Origin of the sequence: Candidatus Methanomethylophilus sp. 1R26, assembly GCF_001481295.1 — an archaeon.
Taxonomy (GTDB): Archaea; Thermoplasmatota; Thermoplasmata; order Methanomassiliicoccales; family Methanomethylophilaceae; genus Methanomethylophilus.
Genome location: NZ_LOPS01000047.1, coordinates 14521 through 32823 on the forward strand (window position 1 = coordinate 14521; position 18303 = coordinate 32823).

The 18303-nt window shown below is 63.0% G+C and carries 22 protein-coding genes and 1 pseudogene; 10 read left to right on the forward strand and 13 right to left on the reverse strand.

Annotated features, from left to right (window positions below; translation table 11 throughout):
* Positions 1–2: 2 nt before the first annotated feature.
* The 6 genes and pseudogenes from queC to AUQ37_RS07805 all read right to left on the reverse strand — a co-directional run bounded on the left by queC (position 3) and on the right by AUQ37_RS07805 (position 3556).
* A complete protein-coding gene (gene queC, locus AUQ37_RS07785; RefSeq protein WP_058748111.1) occupies positions 3–689 on the reverse strand; it encodes a 7-cyano-7-deazaguanine synthase QueC in 687 nt (228 codons plus the stop codon).
* Positions 689–1165, reverse strand: coding sequence for a 6-pyruvoyl tetrahydropterin synthase family protein (locus AUQ37_RS07790; RefSeq protein WP_058748112.1), 477 nt, complete (start codon positions 1163–1165; stop codon positions 689–691). The genes queC and AUQ37_RS07790 overlap by 1 nt, the downstream gene beginning before the upstream one ends.
* On the reverse strand, positions 1162–1911 hold the full coding sequence (gene mtxX / locus AUQ37_RS07795; RefSeq protein WP_235585023.1) for a methanogenesis marker protein Mmp4/MtxX: 750 nt from the start codon (positions 1909–1911) through the stop codon (positions 1162–1164). The genes AUQ37_RS07790 and mtxX overlap by 4 nt, the downstream gene beginning before the upstream one ends.
* A gap of 138 nt (positions 1912–2049) precedes the next feature.
* A complete protein-coding gene (dph2, locus tag AUQ37_RS07800; protein WP_201013870.1) occupies positions 2050–2742 on the reverse strand; it encodes a diphthamide biosynthesis enzyme Dph2 in 693 nt (230 codons plus the stop codon).
* Between the two features lie 101 nt (positions 2743–2843).
* A pseudogene (locus tag AUQ37_RS13755) lies at positions 2844–3035 on the reverse strand (diphthamide biosynthesis enzyme Dph2); the annotation flags it as partial.
* On the reverse strand, positions 3035–3556 hold the full coding sequence (locus AUQ37_RS07805; protein ID WP_058748113.1) for a 50S ribosomal protein L16: 522 nt from the start codon (positions 3554–3556) through the stop codon (positions 3035–3037). The pseudogene AUQ37_RS13755 and the gene AUQ37_RS07805, both read right to left, overlap by 1 nt.
* 288 nt (positions 3557–3844) lie before the next feature.
* Between AUQ37_RS07805 and AUQ37_RS07810 the strand changes: the two genes are divergently transcribed.
* The 3 genes from AUQ37_RS07810 to serS are packed head-to-tail and all read left to right on the forward strand — an operon-like array spanning position 3845 to position 5787.
* The gene (locus tag AUQ37_RS07810) at positions 3845–4237 is read left to right on the forward strand and encodes a ribonuclease P protein component 4 (protein ID WP_201013871.1); all 393 of its coding nucleotides are present in this window, start codon (positions 3845–3847) and stop codon (positions 4235–4237) included.
* Entirely contained in the window at positions 4191–4487 is a 297-nt protein-coding gene (locus AUQ37_RS07815; RefSeq protein WP_058748114.1) for a YhbY family RNA-binding protein, read from the forward strand. The genes AUQ37_RS07810 and AUQ37_RS07815 overlap by 47 nt, the downstream gene beginning before the upstream one ends.
* Positions 4488–4497: 10 nt before the next feature.
* Entirely contained in the window at positions 4498–5787 is a 1290-nt protein-coding gene (gene serS / locus AUQ37_RS07820; protein WP_058748115.1) for a serine--tRNA ligase, read from the forward strand.
* Positions 5788–5813: 26 nt separating this feature from the next.
* Here the strand turns inward: serS and AUQ37_RS07825 are convergent, their stop codons facing one another.
* The 3 genes from AUQ37_RS07825 to AUQ37_RS07835 are packed head-to-tail and all read right to left on the reverse strand — an operon-like array spanning position 5814 to position 8322.
* A complete protein-coding gene (locus tag AUQ37_RS07825) occupies positions 5814–6851 on the reverse strand; it encodes a tRNA-dihydrouridine synthase (protein ID WP_235585024.1) in 1038 nt (345 codons plus the stop codon).
* The gene (locus AUQ37_RS07830) at positions 6848–7996 is read right to left on the reverse strand and encodes a YfbR-like 5'-deoxynucleotidase (protein ID WP_058748116.1); all 1149 of its coding nucleotides are present in this window, start codon (positions 7994–7996) and stop codon (positions 6848–6850) included. Before AUQ37_RS07830 ends, AUQ37_RS07825 begins: the two co-directional genes overlap by 4 nt.
* A complete protein-coding gene (locus AUQ37_RS07835) occupies positions 7993–8322 on the reverse strand; it encodes a hypothetical protein (protein ID WP_058748117.1) in 330 nt (109 codons plus the stop codon). The genes AUQ37_RS07830 and AUQ37_RS07835 overlap by 4 nt, the downstream gene beginning before the upstream one ends.
* Before the next feature lie 136 nt (positions 8323–8458).
* Between AUQ37_RS07835 and AUQ37_RS07840 the strand changes: the two genes are divergently transcribed.
* The 3 genes from AUQ37_RS07840 to mvk are packed head-to-tail and all read left to right on the forward strand — an operon-like array spanning position 8459 to position 11141.
* Positions 8459–9610 carry a pyridoxal phosphate-dependent aminotransferase gene (locus tag AUQ37_RS07840; RefSeq protein ID WP_058748118.1) on the forward strand — a complete coding sequence of 384 codons (1152 nt, stop codon included), beginning with the start codon at positions 8459–8461 and terminating at the stop codon, positions 9608–9610.
* Entirely contained in the window at positions 9607–10131 is a 525-nt protein-coding gene (locus AUQ37_RS07845) for a hypothetical protein (protein ID WP_058748119.1), read from the forward strand. Before AUQ37_RS07840 ends, AUQ37_RS07845 begins: the two co-directional genes overlap by 4 nt.
* A complete protein-coding gene (gene mvk, locus AUQ37_RS07850; RefSeq protein ID WP_058748120.1) occupies positions 10128–11141 on the forward strand; it encodes a mevalonate kinase in 1014 nt (337 codons plus the stop codon). Before AUQ37_RS07845 ends, mvk begins: the two co-directional genes overlap by 4 nt.
* Positions 11142–11196: 55 nt before the next feature.
* On the opposite strand, the gene AUQ37_RS12600 is transcribed toward mvk, so the two are convergent.
* From AUQ37_RS12600 to tes, 4 genes are read right to left on the reverse strand one after another with little or no spacing between them, the layout of a single operon-like run.
* Positions 11197–11478: a hypothetical protein gene (locus AUQ37_RS12600; RefSeq protein WP_235585025.1), complete on the reverse strand. Its 282-nt coding sequence runs from the start codon at positions 11476–11478 to the stop codon at positions 11197–11199.
* Positions 11415–12392 (reverse strand): NAD(P)/FAD-dependent oxidoreductase, encoded by a 978-nt coding sequence (locus AUQ37_RS07855; RefSeq protein ID WP_235585026.1) that lies wholly within the window; start codon positions 12390–12392, stop codon positions 11415–11417. Before AUQ37_RS07855 ends, AUQ37_RS12600 begins: the two co-directional genes overlap by 64 nt.
* Complete coding sequence (locus AUQ37_RS07860) at positions 12389–12562, reverse strand: DUF362 domain-containing protein (protein ID WP_058748121.1); 174 nt, start codon at positions 12560–12562, stop codon at positions 12389–12391. Before AUQ37_RS07860 ends, AUQ37_RS07855 begins: the two co-directional genes overlap by 4 nt.
* Before the next feature lie 5 nt (positions 12563–12567).
* On the reverse strand, positions 12568–14211 hold the full coding sequence (gene tes, locus AUQ37_RS07865) for a tetraether lipid synthase Tes (RefSeq protein WP_058748122.1): 1644 nt from the start codon (positions 14209–14211) through the stop codon (positions 12568–12570).
* A gap of 139 nt (positions 14212–14350) precedes the next feature.
* Here tes and AUQ37_RS07870 point away from each other — a divergent pair, with 139 nt between their 5' ends.
* From AUQ37_RS07870 to AUQ37_RS07885, 4 genes are read left to right on the forward strand one after another with little or no spacing between them, the layout of a single operon-like run.
* Positions 14351–14689, forward strand: a complete 339-nt coding sequence (locus AUQ37_RS07870; protein ID WP_058748123.1) for a hypothetical protein — start codon at positions 14351–14353, stop codon at positions 14687–14689.
* Positions 14647–15666 (forward strand): hypothetical protein, encoded by a 1020-nt coding sequence (locus AUQ37_RS07875; protein ID WP_162262212.1) that lies wholly within the window; start codon positions 14647–14649, stop codon positions 15664–15666. Before AUQ37_RS07870 ends, AUQ37_RS07875 begins: the two co-directional genes overlap by 43 nt.
* The gene (locus tag AUQ37_RS07880) at positions 15618–17726 is read left to right on the forward strand and encodes a hypothetical protein (RefSeq protein ID WP_058748125.1); all 2109 of its coding nucleotides are present in this window, start codon (positions 15618–15620) and stop codon (positions 17724–17726) included. The genes AUQ37_RS07875 and AUQ37_RS07880 overlap by 49 nt, the downstream gene beginning before the upstream one ends.
* Positions 17723–18283 (forward strand): hypothetical protein, encoded by a 561-nt coding sequence (locus AUQ37_RS07885; RefSeq protein WP_058748126.1) that lies wholly within the window; start codon positions 17723–17725, stop codon positions 18281–18283. The genes AUQ37_RS07880 and AUQ37_RS07885 overlap by 4 nt, the downstream gene beginning before the upstream one ends.
* The last annotated feature ends 20 nt before the right edge of the window (positions 18284–18303 follow it).

The window sequence follows — 18303 nt, forward strand, 5'->3', positions numbered from 1 at the left end:
CTTCAATTCCCGGCGCCGTCCTCGTAGGGGATCTCGTCGCGGTAGCCGGCCTCCCTGAAGCCCTCGAGCCTCAGGCGGCAGGAATCGCAGTGCCCGCATGCTTTCTCCCCGCCGTTGTAGCAGGACCATGTGAGCTTCAGGGGGGCCCCGAGCTTCTTGCCAAGGCGGACGATGTCCGCTTTGGAGAGGTAGAGCAGGGGGGTCATGATCTTGACCGCATGCCCCTCGACGCCGGCCTTGGTGCCCTTCTCGAGCATCTTCTGGTAGGCCTCGAAGAAATCGGGACGGTCATCGGGATATCCGGAGTAATCGACGGCGTTGGCGCCCAGGTACACGTATTCGGCGTCGATGCTCTCCGCCAGGCCGGCGGCGACGCTCATGAAGACGATGTTCCTGGCCGGGACATAGGTTATCGGGATGTCCTCGTCGAGCTTCCCCTCCCTGTCCATCGGGACGTCGATGTCCTTCATGGTCAGGGCGGACCTGAACGACGAGAGGTTCAGGTCGATGACCACATGGGCGACATTGTAGTGCCTGCAGACCTTCTCGGCCGAATCCAGTTCCTTGGTGTGCCTCTGCCCGTAACGGAAACTCAGCGCGGTGCACTCGCACCCGTCCGCAAGCGCCTGGGCGAGGGTGGTGGTGGAGTCGAGCCCGCCGGACAGCAGCACGACGGCCTTCTTGGACATCAGAACCTCACCTCGTACCAGGCGGTCTGCCCGCGTTCCTCGTCGAGGCCCACGGCCAGGGACCTGATGTTCGCCGGGATCTGGATCTCGCGGACCATCTTCTCCGCCATCATCTTGGACATCTCCTCGGCGGTCGTGGTCGGGACCGGCAGCATGCGGACGTCCATCTTCGGGAACATGTACCTCTTCCCGTTGCATTCGACATGCACGTCCTCCCCGTCCTCGGTGATATGGACCTCCTTGGACTGCGCAGGAAGGAGCACAGCGTGGTCCATGGCGTCGACCATCTCCTTCAGCTTCTTCTTGAGGATGACGAAGTCCATCACCATCCCGTTCTCATCTATATCCCCCTCGAGCCTGAGGTGGACGATGTAGCTGTGGCCGTGCAGCCGGGAGCACTTCTCATGCCTGGATATGAAGTGGCAGGCGGAGAACCTGATGCCGGAGTACCCTCCGTCAATCTCGATGGAGCTCATTGCCTCAGCCCCGCAAGCTTCATGGCCAGGACCAGGGAGTCGGAGAAGTCGGTCTTCACGCGAGAGGTGTCTACGAACACTTTGTCGCTGTTGAGGACCGGGGCCCCGAGGGCGCGCATGTTGCCGATGAAGTGCATCGCCCTGAAGAGGAGGTTCCCGGAGATCCCTTCGGGAGCGATGATGATGTCGGCCTCTTCCACGGCATCCTCGATGAGGATCTGCGCCTCGTAGGCGTCGTAACCGGCCTTCATCAGCCTCTTGACGACCTCCATCGAGTCGGCGATGGTCTTGTCGACCGCGTCGTTCCTGCCGATGTCGTCCGAACGGCCGCCGGACATGACGGCTATCCGCTGGGTGCTGAACCCCAGTTTCTTGGCCAGGGCCGCGCCCTTCTCGGCCATCTCGACCTTGTCCTCGACGGTCCATCCCTCGTCTATGCCCACAGGGGCCATGAGGAACAGCCTCCCGCGGTACTCCATGAGGACGATCCTCTGGAGATCGTCGACCCCCAGCGCCTTCTTCACATGGGGCAGGAGGACAGCGGAGGACATATCCCCGCGGACGGCCGCGTCGATCTTCCCGTCGGCCAGGTCCCTGGCCAGTTTCTCCGGGTCGGTGTAGATGGAGATATTGGGATTGTCCATCACGCGGACGCTCGTCTCAACGAACTTCGATTCCGGAGCGCGGCCGATCCCCACCTTCACATCGGGGAGGTCGCCTGCGAGAAATTCATCAGACTTTACCATGAAAGACCCATGCTCGCCATCGTTAATAAATTTATAATTCCCGGGAGCGCGGCGCGGCATTAACCCAGAACATCGGGCCGGCGGCCTTCCGAAACTCCGGTCCGGGCAATGCTGGACACAGCATCGCGGCGGACGGGATCAGCAGATCGTGTCGAACCGGTAGTCGCTCCAATCCCTGAGCCCCAGCACGATCTCCGCCTCGGTCACGGTCAGCATCGGCTTGGGATACCTGGCCTGGTCGTCCATGGCCACCCGGGGACAGGCGGTGCTCACGAAAGCGTCGACCCTGTACGGGAGAAGGGCCTGGGGGGAGATCTCGTCCGTCGCCAGCATCACGACGTCCTTGCCGGCGTCCCGCAGGAGCCCGGCGATCCTGTCCGCTTCGGAGCGGCGGTTCTGGCCGACCTTCCCGCAGACGATCACCATGAAGGCCTGAGCCGATCTGGCACTTTCGATGGCGGCGAACCTCCGGCGGAGGATGCGGTCCTTCTGATCTTCGACCGAACGGGCCTCTCCGGTCACCGGGTTGAGGACCGTCATCTTCTTCTTCAGCCCGAACGCGGCCGCAAGGGGATGGAAATCGCCTTCGCCGATGAACAGGAAACCGTCGGTCTCATCTTCGGCAGCAACGGCCGCGGAGCAGTCGCATCCCAGGACCTGGCCCGGATAGCAGAGCCTGCCGTCCCCCTTCCCGATGACAGCGGTCTTGCCGGCCTTCTCCAGGATCTCCTTCGCCCTCGGGAGGAGGTGTATGTACTGGACGGAGGCGAGGAGTCCCACCCTGCCGGGAAGGTCCGGGAGGATCTTCTCCAGAGGCCCGTCGATGTCCACATCGGCCCTGGCCTCGATGTAGAGGCGTCCGGGTCCTGCGGAAGGTTCGGTATCGGAGAGTGCCCGAAATGGACGAGCGCCTGAGCGAACCTGCGGAAATCGGTGAAGAGATCGCATGCGCCGTAGCACGGATATCCCAGAACAACGGGGACCGCACCTGTATCTTTGAAAATCCTGTCGGAGAGCTCTGCGGCGCGGACCTTGAGCCCTTCCGGAAGCTGGAGGGCGACAGAGGAGTATCCCCTGCCGCGGATCCAGCTTTCGATGTTATCGATCTGGAGATCGAACAGCATCAGTGGATGAGTTCCTGCCCTTTCTCGACGTCGATGTAGCAGGAAGTGGGGAGTTTCATGGAGGCCCTCCAGAGGGCATCCTTGACCTGAGGGACCTTGTCAGCCGTGGTGTAGACGGTGTAGACAGCCTGGTCCATCTCGACACGCGCGGCGGTGCCGACGGTCTTACCGAAGGCGCGGCGCATTCCGCTGGACACACGGTCCGCTCCTGCTCCGGTAGCGAGCTTGTTCTCGCGGAGGACGACGTGGGGGTAGACCCTGACTTTGAAGTGGTAGTCGGTGGGACCGAGCTTGCCGAGGACCCTGTTGGCGGCGACACGGCCCGCCTCGATGGCGGTGTGCCTGATCTGCACGCGGGCTTTCACTTTGAGGGAGAGCTTTACGGGGAACTCGTCTTCCCTGGTGAGGTCTCCCATGTCGAACTGGCTGATCCTGACCGCCGGAACTCCGCCCATGTACTCGCGGCGAGTATAGGCCATTCCGGTAATCCTCCTGTACATCGATGCTGGCTTTCTTACCATGATACCACCTGAAGGTAGCGAACGGAGCGAGTATCCCCGTTCCGTATTTAATCCCTTGGTAGGGATAACTGAGCCTTCCGATATGGCCAAACAATATAAGGGTTCGCATCGGCCGGCCGGTCCGGGCACTCCAGGACATGAGTACCGGCGGCCCGAGGGGGAATCCCGGATGTGCCAGTATCCCGTACGGCATATGAACCTGACCCGTCTCTCCGTCCCTGCGGCGGCGGAACATCCCTTTCGGAGCAATGCTTTATATCGGAATCATGGTTGGAGAGCCCGTTCGGTATGGCAAAGCACCCCGCCCGCTCGGCCGTCAGGTACATCGGAATGAGAAGGTCCGCCAGATTGGCGGAGCTGTCCGCCGAGGCCGTCCGCGAGGGCAGGGAGGACCGCGCAATACGCTATGTGAGCCTGGCCAGGGCCGTCTGCGGGAAGTCCCAGACGCCCATGCCCGAGGGCTTCGCGTACTGCAGGGAGTGCCTCCTGCCGCTGCTGCCGGGCGTGAACTGCACCGTGAGGCTGACAGGCGGCAAAGTGGTTTCCGCCTGCCCTAGGTGCGGGACGGTCCGCAGGATGCCGTACATCAGGGAACAGAAAGAGGCCCGTTTCGAAAGGACGGGGAGGCATCAGAATGACGGAGAGGGAAGCGAAGAAGGAGCTAATCAGGCGCAGCGTTGACATCGACCCGACCGTCCGCATCGGGAAGGACGGGGTCACCGAGAGCATCGGGGCGGAGATCGTCGCCCAGCTCAAGAAGAAGCGCCTGATCAAGGTCAAGGTGCTGGGGAACTGCGAGGAGGACGCGGGCGCCGTGGCAGCCAAGCTCGAAGAGCTCACTCAGGGCGTGGCCGTGGACGTACGCGGAGGGGTCATAGTCATGACCGACAAACGTACCTGGACCTCGCTGTGCCAGAAGAAGAACGACTGAAGGAAGACAAATGCTGGACATCAACATCATCAGGGAGAACCCCGAGAAGATCAGGGACATGCTGAAGAAGAGGAACAAGACCACCGAGAGGCTCGACAGGCTGCTCGAGGCCGACAAGGAGTGGAAGTCCCTCACCAACGAGAACAACGACCTCCGCAAGACCAGAAACGCCGTCTCGAAGGAGATCAGCAAGATGCCGGCGGGCGCCGAGAAGGATGCCAAGATCACCGAGATGCGCGCGGTCGGCGACAAGATCGCCGCCAACGACAAGCGCATGGCGGAACTCGAGGAGATCAGGACCGACTGCCTCCTGAACATACCCAACATCCCCGCGGACGATGTCCCGATAGGGAAGGACGACACCGAGAACGTCGAAATCAAGGTCTGGGGCGAGAAGAGGAAGTTCGACTTCAAGCCCAAGACCCACTCTGAGCTGATGCTCGATCTCGATATGGTCGATTTCGAGAGGGCCGCCAAGATCACCGGCTCCGGGTTCTACGTGCTCAAGGGCGACGGCGCCAGGCTCGAGAGGGCGCTCATCAGCTTCTTCCTGGACACCCACCGCAAGCAGGGCTACAAGGAGGTCTTCACCCCCGTCATCGTCAACACCGCCGCTGTCACCGGCACCGGCCAGTACCCCAACCTCAAGGACGACATGTACCACCTGGAGAAGGACGACATGTGGCTCAACCCCACCGCCGAGGTCCCCGTGACCAACCTCCTTCAGAACGACATCCTGTCCAAAGAGGACCTGCCGGTGAAGCTCACCGCCTACCTCCCCTCGTTCCGCAGGGAGGTCGGGAAGCACGCCGATACCGCCGGGATCATCCGCGTCCACGAGTTCAACAAGGTGGAGATGGTCAGGTTCGAGGAGCCCTCCAAGTCCTGGGCGGCCCTCGAGGAGATGAGGGGCGACGCCGAGGAGCTCCTGCAGAAGCTCGGACTGCCCTACCACGTCCTCCTCCTATGCACCGGGGACCAGAGCTTCTCCTGCGCCAAATGCTACGACCTCGAGGTATGGGCCCCCGGAGAGGAGAGGTACCTCGAGTGCTCCTCGTGCTCCAACGACCTGGACTTCCAGGCCCGCCGCGCGAAGATCAAGTACAGGCCCGAGCAGCATCTCAAGTCCGAGTTCGTCCACACCCTGAACGGCTCCGGGCTCGCCCTCCCCAGGACCATGGTGGCCATCCTCGAGAACTACCAGAACGCCGACGGGTCCGTCACCATCCCCGAGGTGCTCAGGCCCTACATGGGCGGGCAGGAGAAGATCGTCCCGCCCGAGAAGAAGAAGACGTTCTGACCGCCAAACCGTTTACCGGCCTTCCTTCATTCTCCCGGCCCGTCGGGGCCGGGCTCCGGCATCCCGCCGGAACCGCCGGGCCTTATCCTCTCGCCGCCCACGGCATCCTCGAGCTCCCCGAGGATCCTCAGCATCTCGCCGACATCGGCGGAGCAGGCGAGCTCCTTCCTGTACATACGGCACCCGTGTATCCCGGCGGCGAAGCGCGGGACATAGCTGCGGAGCCTCATGAACCCCTCCTCCGGCCCCTTCTCGTCCAGCACCATGCCGATGAGCTGCCTGCACCAGGCGGCCTGCTGGGACACCGTCGGGCAGGGGAGGACCTCTCCTGTCCAGAAATAACGGTCTATCTGGGTCACCAGGAACGGGTTCCCCACGCCGCCCCTCGCGACCATCACGCCCCGGGCGCACGAGGTCCTCACCGCTTTCACCGCGTCGGCGAGCGTGTATATGCTCCCGGAGACCACCAAAGGGACGGACATCTCCTTCCCGAGGCCGGCGATCTCATCCCAGTGCGGATCGCCGGTGTACCTCTCCTCCCTGGTGCGGGCATGCAGCGCGATGCAATCGACACCCGCCGCCTCCAGTTCGGAGATCACCTCGGGATAGTTCTCGGACGAGGCGGATTGGCCCAGGCGTATCTTGGCGGTGACCGGGACGTCCACCGCCTTCTTCACGGCGCGCACGACCGCCCCGCAGTTGGCCGGGTCCTTCATCATCACGGCCCCCGACAGGCTCCTGGCTATCTTGTTCACCGGGCACCCCATGTTGATGTCGATGAAATCTATGTCTGGGTCATAATCCAGGGCCGCGGAGGCCGCCCTCGCCACCGTCTCCGGGTCTGATCCGAACAGCTGGACCCCGGACGGGCGCGCATCCGACCCGATGTACTCCCAGGACCTGTCGGTGCCGCGGATGAGGCCCATGGCCGAGACCATCTCCGACACGTCCGCGGCCACCCCGAACGGCTTCATGAAGCGGCGGTAGGCCCTCGACGTGTAACCCGACATAGGTGCCAGGATGACCCTGCCGTCTATCTCCAGCCCGCCGATCCTCCAGGTCAAATATCCATCTTCCTGAAATCTTCGAGTATCTGGCCGGCGCCGATGCTCTCCTCGTAGCCGGGAGCGGAGAGCTTAGCCCCTATCTCCTCCACGCCCTCGCGCAGGGAACGGGAGGTCACCCCGTAGCGTATCGACACTAGGGCCTCGACCCAGGCCCCCAGGAGGTCGCACGCCTTGACCCTCCTGCCGTCGCGCACCGGGTCCGACGAGACGGTGAAGGGGTCACAGGCGAAGAACTCCAGCTCGGACCTCCATCCTTCCGGGATCAGGGGCATGATGCGGGAGTTCATGAGCTCGCCCTCGATGCCGTCCAGCAGCTGCGGGAGGCCGCTGACCCTGGTCTTCACGGGGGTGATGACATCCTTCGTGAGGACCTCCGGAAGGTCGTGGAACAGCCCGGTGAAGAAATCGCAGTACACCTGCCCGGCGGACGCCCCGGCATCGCGGTCCGCCAGGTACGCGCAGTCGGCGACCAGGAGGGAGTGGCCCAGGACCGTGGTCTTGGGTATCCTGGGGGTCCTCGCCCATCTCTGCTGGAACCTCAACTGGCCGATGATGTTCACGAAGTGCCAGAGCTTCGAATCCGGGGACATCATCTCCCTGACCCCGGCCAGGTCCCTGTGCTGGAGGACCTGCCTGTCGATCTCGTCCTTGGTGTCCTCTATGCCGTAGACCGAGCGGTTCGCATCGTAGATGGTGATGAACTCCCAGCGGGTCGCCAGATAATGAGCGGCGCGGATTATGGCGTCCTCTTTGGTATCCTTCGGCGACCCCAGGTACCTGCGGAAGCTTTCCGTGAACCCGTCCGGCATGCCGCCGACGCGCTTCGAGAACTCGGCCAGGACGTATTCGCTGACCTCCCCGGCCTTCTCCTCCTCGATCCGGTGGAAGATCTGCGGCTTCAGGTCGGTCAGGGCCACCCTCTGGATGAAGGAGAAGAGGCAGCGCTCGATGAGGGCCGGCCAATCGACCCTGTTCCCGGCGTCCTCCTCGCATTTCCCCAGGATCCATGCGATGGCCGCCTTGTGGGCCTGCTTGTCCAGCTCGGTGAGGTCCAGCGTGCGGAGGTGGTCGTTCCACCTGTGCATGTTCGAGGCATCGAACATGTAGTAGACCATGGCGGCGTTCAGCGCTTTCTGGGTCATCTGCCCTCCGTCAGATCCTCGATGGCCGCGCCGTTATCTGCCTTGTATTCTCCGGTGAGGTCGATGAGGAACCCGTCGTCGGGGAAGCGGGACAGCTCCGCGGAGATCGCGCGGTCGTTCTCATAGTCCGCGATGGCGGACCTGTTCCTCCTGGAGCATACCTCGAACGCCGCGATGCCGGCGATGATCATGATGTACCCAGGGACCATGAGCGCTCCCGGGACAGGCCCGTCGGACAGGCCGGTGCTGTCGAACATGGCGAGCACCGAAACGACGATGCCTGCCGCCAACAGGACCAGAGATGCCTCCGGGAGTCCGAACTTCATGCTTTCGGTAACGCACGGACGATGTTATAAAGGTACCATTGAGAGCCCTCGGGACACCGCACGGTATCCGCAGAGGGACGCTGCCTCCCGCGCCCGCGCGTCCGAGATATATAGGGGCTCCCTCATATGCCCGGTTATGAACAGAGGCATGAAAGTCTCGGACAGGCTCCAGTCCGTCCCGATGTCGGGGATCAGGAAGATGTTCGATCTGGCAGGGCCCGGGTCCATCAACCTCGGGCTCGGAGAGCCTGACCTCGACCCGCCGAAGGAGGCTGTGGAGGGCATGAACGCGGCCGCGCTCGCGGGGAAGAACAAGTACTCCCCGACGGCCGGCATCCCGGAGCTCAGGAAGGCCGTGGCCGAGCGTTACTCCATGTACGCCGGCGGCCTGGGAGCGGAGAACGTCATCATCACCCCGAGCGGCTCCACGGCCCTCCTCGAAGTGTCCCAGTCGTTCGTGGACCCCGGGGACGAGGTCCTGGTCCCGTCGCCCGGCTTCGTCATCTACGGCCCCCACGCGAAGCTCGCCGGCGGGAAGGCCGTCGAGTACCGGCTGACCGAAGGCGACTTCCAGCCGGACACCGACGATATCCAGTCCAAGATAACCCCGAGCACCAAGATGATCGTGGTCACCAACCCGTCCAACCCGACCGGCGCCGTCCTGACCGAGGAGACCAGGAACGTCCTCGCCGACATCGCCGCGGACAAGGACGTCATGATCCTCTCCGACGAGGTCTACGAACCGTTCATCTACGAAGGGAAGCACCAGTCGTTCCTCCCTTACCTGGACCGCGCGGTCGTCGTCGGAGGGTTCTCCAAGATGATGGCCGTCACCGGATGGAGGCTGGGGTTCGTCATTTCGGGCCCTAAGCAGACTGACGCCCTCATCAAAATGCAGTACCATGTCTGCGCCAGCCCGGGGATGCCGGCCATGTACGGCGTCCTGAACGCCCTCCCGCACATCGACCCCTACCTGGACAATGCCAGGAAGATTTACAGGGCAAGGAGGGACCTCATCACCAAGAGGCTCAACGAAGTGCCGGGGTTCAGCATCCTGCCGCCCAAGGGCGCGTTCTATGCCTTCCCCTCCTACGACATGGACATGAAATCGGCAGACCTGGCCGCCGAACTGGTGAAGGCCGGGCTCATCTGCACCCCCGGCTCCGCGTTCGGGACCTACGGCGAGGGGCACCTCAGGTTCTCCTACGCCGCCAGCGAGGAGAAGATCTCCAAGGGGATGGACATACTCGAAAGCACCGTCAGGCGCATCAGGAGGGAAGGCGCATGAACGATGACGACCCGAACGCGCACCTCTTCGGGGACGATTTCCCCGAGGAAGGTTCCGAGAAGGCAGATGAGGCCCAGGAGTTCGTCTACGGGAAGAACGGGAACAGGGTCAGCGCTATGAACGACCTCTGGTTCGAGAACCTGTCGAAGCAGGTAGAGGCCATGGAACTCCCCGACACCAAGGCGAAGATGCAGATGGTGTTCAAGCTGACCGCGCAGGCGGTCCTCGACATGTTCGCCGACTCCCAGCCTCCGGAATCCGCGCCCGATACGTTCTCGGATTTCGACATATTCATGGGCGTGGCGCTCACGAACATGGAGTACGGGGTCAACCTGTTCGCGGAGCAGCAGAAGGCCCTGCAGGCGGTGGACCCCTCCAAGTTCAAAGACGACGAGGAGTACACCCGCGCGCTGTCGGACCTCGAGGACGCCTGGTGGGACATCCCGCAGCCTCTCCTGGGCGGCAGGAACCCCAACGACGCGATAAAAGAGACCCTCGCCAAATACGGGCTGAACCGATGACGTACGTTTCGGCTTCGGCCCCCGGGAAGTTCGTCATCCTGGGGGAGCATTCGGTCGTCTACGGCAAGCCGGCGATATCCGTCGCCATGAACATGCGCTTCAGCATCCGCGTCAAGAGGAGCGACAGGTACATGGTCAACAACCAGCCGGCGGCGCCCTACAACATGAGCCCCCACATGAGGTACATCTCGGACAAGATAGGTACTTCCCCGGTGTCGATCTACGTCGACGGCAGGGTGCCCTCGGGCTCCGGCCTAGGATCCTCGGCGGCGCTGTCCAACGCCTACGCGGCGGCTATCAGCTGCCTGGAGGGGCTGCCCACCGACGAGGAGTCCATAGCCAGGCTCGCCTATGAGGCGGAGTACGCCGCGCAGGGCAGGGGCAGCCCGATGGACACCTCGGCCTCCGCTCACGGCCATGCGATAGCCCTCAACGTCCCCTACGACGATGAGGACTTCCTCTGGCACATCGACAACGGAGAGAGGTCCTGGGACATATCCAAGATAGACGTCCCCGAGATGCACTTCGTCATCGGCAACACCGGGATCAAAGCAGCCACCGGCCCCCTGGTGGAGAAGGTGAGGGAGTACACCGAGAGCAGCAGGTTCGCCTCGGAGATCATCGAGGAGCTCGGCGACGTCGCCCTGGACGGCATGAAGGCCATGAAGAACAACGACCTCGAGGAGCTCGGGGCCCTGATGACCTACGACCACCGCCTGCTGTCGATCCTCGGGGTATCCTGCAACGAACTGAACCACATGGTCGATGCCGTCCTCCCGTACTCCTACGGCGCCAAGCTGACCGGCTCGGGCGGAGGAGGGTGCATGGTAGCGCTCACCGACCGTCCGGACAAGGTCTCCAAGGAGATCCGCGCCCACGGCGGCACGCCTTATATCGTCAAGACCGGTGTCCCCGGCGTCACCGTGAAGATGCGGGAAGGGGACGGCAGGAACAGGCGCCGCTGGAGGCAGAAGAAGAAGGGCGCTCCGACCGGCAAAAGCAAAGAGTGAGAAAGATACGGCCCCGGGGGGCCGGAAAAAAGGGGCCTTCCGGCCCCCGGTATTTTCAGATGAGGTCCTCGAATCCCTCGACGACCTTGGGGAACTTCTCCTTGATCGCCTTGAGAAGGTTCTCGACGTTGACATGCTCGATGTCGGCGTCCTTGATCAGCTTGACGACCTGGTTGATGGTCTCATCGTCGAGCTCGGCGAGGCGCTCCTTGGCCATCCAGTCGCGGTAGAGGTTATCCTCCATCCTGTCCCTGATCTTCTTGTCGTAGGGCTTCAGGGCGGCCGCGGAGTAATCTCCTTTCTTCTTGCACTCAGCGAGGACCTCTCCGGCGTACATCCCGGAGATGCAGGCATGGCCGATGCCGCCTCCCGTGATCGGGTCGATGAGCCTCGCGGAGTCTCCGACGAGCAGGACATTGTCGGCGGAGTAGCCTTTCTCCAGGCCGGGGCAGGTGGAATCGAACCCTCCGTCGATCTCGAGGATCTGGGCGTGCTTGAACCTGGGGTCCTCGGCGATGAACTTGTCGAGGAACTGCTTCGGGCGGACGCCGTTCTTGCAGAAGGTACCCATGATCCCGATGCGACGTTGGCGACGCCGTCGCCCTTGGGGAAGATCCAGAGGTACCCTCCGGGAGCGACCTCGAGGCCGAGGCGGAACTCGCAGAACTCCATGCTGCAGTCGATCCCGGCCATCCTGTACTGGATGCACGGCTCGATGTCGTTCATCTTCAGGTTGGTATCGATGCCGCACCAGCGGCCGACCTGGGACTCCACGCCGTCAGCGCCGACGATGCAGTCGCAGTAAATGTCGAGAGGCTCGCCCATGGAGACGCAGTGCGCGCCGACGATCTTCCCGTCCTTCATTATGGGGCCGGTCATCCAGGTGCGCATCATGAGCTTAGCGCCCGCCTTGACGGCGAGCTTGGCGATGCCCTTGTCGAACAGGTGCCTCTCGAGGACGTATCCGACCTCGGCGCCGGCCTTGGTCTCATCCAGCTGGAACGAGGTCCCGTCCGGGGAGACGATGACCGCGCCTTTCATGTCGGCGCGTATCCACTCGGGCTCGGGCTTGATCCCGATCTCGGCGAACATCTTCTTGGAAACACCCTCGGCGCACCTGAGGGGCGCGCCGATCTCGGCCTTCTTCTCGATGAGTATGGTGTCGATGCCCTTCTCGGCGCAGGATTTGGCCGCCATTCCTCCGGCGGGCCCCGCTCCGACGACAAGCACCTCGCATTTCAGCTCCTTCATTCCTTCGCCTCCATGGACAGGGCCCCGACAGGGCAGAGCCTGACGCAGCGGCCGCAGCGGTTGCAGGCATCGCTGAACGTCAGCACGTAATCGCAGAGGAAGATAGCGTTCTGGGGGCAGCATCCGACGCATCCCCCGCAGTGCAGGCATTTGTTCGTATCAACCTTCATCCGATTCACTCCTTGTTCTCAGCCGGGGCCTCGTCCGGGTCCTTGGGCACGATCAGCGCCTCGGCGAGCTGCTTGGCCTCCTCCTTGTGCTTCTCCTTCCACTCGGCCAGAGGAACGGAGAACTTCTTCTCGGTCTCCACGCGCATCTCGATCCCGCTGTTGTAGGCGCAGAACGGGATGATCTTGCAGTCGGGAGTGACGTAGTGGATGGAGCACCTCCTTACCCTCTCGACATCGTAGTTGTAGGAGTCCTGGAAGTGCATGGCACCGACGTACATGGCCCCCCAGGAGAACTTGGCGAGGGCGGCCTTGGACTTCTTGCTCATGATGCTCACGAGGGCGTTGATGAGGTCGTTCTTGGTCATGCCCTCGGGCAGACCGGCCTCGTTGATGCAGTTGAGCAGGAGCTTCCTGACCTTCAGCACCGTGAGCTTCTTGAACGCCGCCGTCTCCGCCTTGTGCGATATCTCGTCCATGCCCTTCACGAACCTGTCGACATCGATCATCCTCGGCATGGGCATGACGTTGTCCTTGTCGTCGATGAAGAGGTAGGTCGCGAGCCCGCAGTGGGGGTGCGTCGGGAACGTGATCTTGTTCTGTCCCAGGATAATCGACGCGTAGTTCGAGATGCCGGCCACGGTGGGCACCGGGTACCAGTCGTCCATGGTGGTGAATCCAGTCTCGTCGTTGATCGCCTTGGCGACGTCGGTGAGGGTGATCCTGCCCTTGTCGACCTCCTCGTGGGTGACCCTTCCGGTGAACGCGACAGGCTGGTAGTTCACTCCTCTGACGACCTCCCTGTGCTTGATGGCGAACTTCAGTATGTCCCCGATCTCGTCGTCGTTCAGGCCGCGGACAGTGGTGACGACGAGGACGATGGACGGGCTGTGGCCGGTCTCCTCCCTCAGCTTCATGCAGTTGGCGATGACGCCCTCCTTGACCTTCATCATCCAGCGGCCGCGGGACCTCCTGTAGATGTCGTCGTTCAAGCCGTCGAACTGGAGGTAGATGGTGTTGAGCCCGGCCTGCGCGCAGGCCTTGAGCTTGTCGTAATGGTTGCAGAACTCGATGCCGTTGGTGGCGATCTGCACCTGGGCGAAGCCCCTCTCCTTGGCGGCCTTGATGACGTCGACCAGCCTGGGATAGACGGTGGGCTCTCCTCCGGAGAACTGGACCGCGGTGCATTTGATGGGCTCCTCGCTCCTGAGGGCGTCGAGCATCTTGCAGACGGTCTCGAAATCTGGCTCATACACATACCCGGCATCGTTCGCGTTGGCGAAGCAGATGGGGCATTTCATGTTGCACCTGTTGGTCAGGTCGATGTTGGCCAGGGCGGTGGGCGACATCATGTCGATGCGCTCCCCGTCGATGACGATGTGGACGTTCTCGCCGTCCTTGAGCGACTTGTCCATAGGGTTCCTGAGCCCCGTGCCGTCCTTCGCGTATTTCTCGGCCTGCAGGTATTTCTTGGCGTCGGACCAGTAAAGGTCGCAGAAGTGGCCGTGCTCCGGGCAGTCCTTCTCCATATAGACCTTCCCGTCCTTTTCGAAAACATTGGCCTCGAGCAGTTTGCCGCACTCGGGGCATATGGACCGCGTCTTCTTCGGCAGTCCGACGGCCGCCGAATAGGGCTTCACAGTTGCGCTCATGACGGTTGCATTTGTTTATTATTAAATAATATTCTCCGTCGATTCGGCACGGGGCGCTCCCCTGCCAGAGGGATAATGCGGCAGTTGCCCCTGACTGCAGTGCGCCCGCTTATTATCCCCGGAGGGCGAAACGCCTGCCATGAAAGGGACAGCGATACGGGGGGACCGCAGGGGAGGCATGCCGTTCGCCCTGGCGGCGGTGGCGATCCTCCTGTCGGTCACCGCATACGGAGCGGTGCAGGCGGAGATCGAGGGAGCCAGGGACGGGGCGGAGGACTCCTGGAGGTCGGTGAAGGCGATAGATTCGGCGGCCGACGGCATAACGGCGTTCATAGAGCAGGGGATGGGGGAGAACGTACGGTCGGTGAGCCTCGATCCGGACGCCGGCGGGCTGGACGGCCGCCGCGCCGAGTCTCCGAACGGATGGAGCGGTGGATGGGGTCCATGTTCCCGGCCGAGGACTCAGGCGTCCTCGTGAAGCTGAACGGATGGACTGCGGAGCTGAACGTGGAGGACCTGAGGACCCAGGAGGGCCTGTACGCCGCGGACGGCTACACGCCCGCGTACCTCTACGCCGCCGGGACCGCTGACCTGACCTTCGAATCCGACTCCGGGAAAGCGCATCGGACGGTGGAGCTGAGGGCGGACGGAAGCTGCGCCCTGCCCCTCGCCATCGAGCGCGGGACGCTGTTCGAGAGCCTGCTCGAAGGCAACGGATCGATGATGTCCCAGATGATGCAGTACCAGCTGTCCTCTCTCGCTCAGTCGAGGATCATGAGCGGATACGGGGCATACGTGTCCGGAGAGAAGGGGACGGATTCTGTCATCACCGCCGAGGACGTGAAGGAGGCGTACAGCACCGTTCTCCGCGCAGCCGAGAGCATCGTCTTCAGGGACGCGGACGGGGAGATCGTCGGAGGCACGCGCGACATCGGGATGGACCTGGTCAGGAGCAGGGGAGGGCTGACCGTGGACCTCTCCGGCATGTACTCGCAGATAGCCTCTGCATCGATGGACAGGCTGATCGGGAAATGGTTCGACTACTTCCTCGGGTCGGAGATCATCAGCGCCCTCGACGGCGTCGCAGATACCCTGGCCGATGCCTGGGACTCCCTGGTCTCCTTCCTGACGAACAAGAAGACCGACTACTCGGCCGCTCCTTATATCAAAGAGGTCACCGGGAGGTCGGACTTCTCGGTGCGGGGATCGTTCGAGCTCCGCGTCCCGTCCCCGGCCGAGAACATGGGGGAGGTAAGCATCACGGTGCCCTACCCGGAGGCGGACCTGCTGCATTACGGGACCGTGGACCATTTCAAGAAGACCTACCGCGCGGACACAGACGGGCTCATGGAATGGATCACCAGCGTAGCGAACGGCGCGCTGGCACAGATAGCGAAGCGCAATCGATGGGGACCGCCGCGATACAGGACAGGGGGAGCTTCGCCGATTCGGTGAGGGCGTTCGCGGAGGAGAACGCCTCCAGGTGCGACGCCGACTTCCTGAAGATACTCACCGCCCAGGTCCGCGCCGAAGGATACCCGGACCCGTTCTACACGGCGATATACAGGACCATCGAGGAGAACAGGGCCGACATCTGGACCACGGACCCGGAGGCGATCCTCCGGGACCGCCTGCCGGAGATCCGCGGCCTGCTGGTGTCCGCCTATTCCGAAGCGGGAGCGGACAGTGCCCTGGCGGAGAGCTACGCCGATGCCGGGATCGCCTCGCTCACGACCGCCGCCTGGAACCTGGCACAGTTCAGGGAGTACTCCGACAAGGTCGATGCCGAGGTCGCCGGGCTGTCGGCCCTCTGCGAAGTGGAGAAGAAGAGCAGCGCGATAATCCAGAAGGGCTGCGCCAAGATCCTCAGGCTCCCGCTGATAGCGACTTCGTTCGATACCGAGAAGCGCTTCGCCGAGCTGGCAGAGGAGTTCGCCCAATCCGTCGGCGCCGATCCTTTCGAAGGGCTGCGCGAGTATGGGAAGGAAGGGACGTTCGAGCTCCTGGGAGATGCCTCGAGCTTCGAGAAGCTCACCGTGGAGACGGATTCCCGCCCTTCGGTCTCGATCGCTAGGAACAGCGGGTCCAGCTCCCACTGCACCGACCTCTGCACTTTCGGGGCGGATTTCTGCTCGGTGTTCTCCGTGGAGGTGAATGATACCGTCACCTACAGCGTGACCGGGAGCGGCCCGCTCCAGAGCAGGCTCGGGACGGGCAACTGCGTCTTCAGGGCCTCGGTCCCGGTCAGCCTGAAAGCGGACGTGCCGGTGGTCTCCGGATGGCCCCTGAGCGGTTTCGAATACTCCGCAACCGACACCATAACAGAGGATGCCTGGAAGAAACTGGCAGAGTGGGCGGGAGAGCTGGCCGACCCGCTCATCAGCTACCTGCGCACAGTTGGCGAGCTCGGAGAGAGGCTGGCCGGTGCCGTCATGGAGATCGTGCGGGATTCCGGCATAGTCCGGGAGATCTACGAGCTCATCGGCTCCCGCACTGAGATGCTCGGCGAGGCGGTGGAGAAGATCCTCAACGATTCGGCCGGGAAGGTTCTGGAGTCTCTGACCGGAGAGGTGCAGGAGATCATCGACATCAAGGCCAGCAGCCAGACCGTCGGGATCGGCTACATGGGATGGAAGCTCACCTTCACGGTCTACGCCAAGAACATCGACAAGAGCTCCAAGGACCTGCTGAAGATCGGCGCCGAAGGCACCCTCGGGGGCTCCCCGATGAAGGCCTGGCTCACAGTGTCCCAGAACAGCAGCGGGTACAAGGTGCACGGGGGCTTCGGGTACACCGGCGACGGCTGGGGGATAAGCGGGACCTTCAACCCTTCGATGTACAGATCGGACCGCATCCTGACCGTCGACGGTCATTACGGGGACACAGAGGTGAGCATCTCCTTTCCGGAGGTCCAGGAATACCGGCAGATCGATGTCCGCCTTTCCGACATCCCCGGCATGGGCACCGTGCTCTCCAACCTCCCGTCCCCAGTTCCCGGCACCCTGATATCGGTGGACGCGGGCGCGGAGCTGAAGTACAATGTCCCGATGGAAGAGGGCCTTCTGATAAACGAGGCCGAATCCAACCCTGCGGGGGAGGACAAGGGCTCGGAATGGGTCGAGCTGCTGAATTTCTCCAGGTCGGAGATCAGCCTCGACGGCATGTCGCTGAGGAACTCCCGCGGCGCAACATGGGGGCTGAGCGGCACGATCGGGCCCATGGAGCACAAGGTCGTGACGTTCCCCGTAGCATTCCTGAACAACAGCGGCGAAAAGCTCGAGCTGCTGGCCGCCGACGGGTCCGAGATCGGCCATACGCCGAAGTTCAGCGACAGCGCCAACGACAGCACGACGTACCAGAGGACGGTCGACGGGTGCACCCAGTGGAAACGCGGGGAAGGCAGCCCCGGCGAGAAGAACTCGGGGCTCTTCGATGCGACGGTTACCTGCTCTCTTCGGCCAAGGACATTGTCAAGGACGCGGCGCTGGAAGCGATCGACGAAGCAGGGCACGTGACGGACGTGGACGGCCTCAGCCTGCTCTGCAAGAAGATAACCCAGAAGGTGATGGACAAGGTAGCGGAGGACATATCGGGGATGATCGTCGGCGCCCGCCTGTTCGCGGAGTGCCGCCTGCATGATGCGTCCGGAGCGGCATGCACCGGGTTCCAGGCGTACATCGAGGTCGACCGCGGCACCGCCTCCGATGCCCTGAAGCTCCTGATGGGGCGCGCCGCCGAGCTGCTGCTGCACATCGACGACCCGTACAAGGTCAGCATCGCCGATGTGGCGCTCGGGGACGTGTACATCGGCGCGGAGGCGTTCGCCGGGATCGGGGTGCCGAAGTTCATCGACATGAGCGGGTCCCCCGAGACCAGCGCATCCATCGACGTCAACGTCAACGCGGAGGCCGTCTCGAACCTGCTGGGACATGACAGCGGAGCGAAGTGGAAGGTCAACGCCGGCATCGTGGTCCGCGACTGCCCGGCGTCCGCCGTCTCGTTCGGCAGCAAGTACGACAGCAGCATGAAGCACGACCTCTGGCTCATGCGCATGACCGTCTCCGGGAAGTGAATATCGGAGGGTGTTCCGGG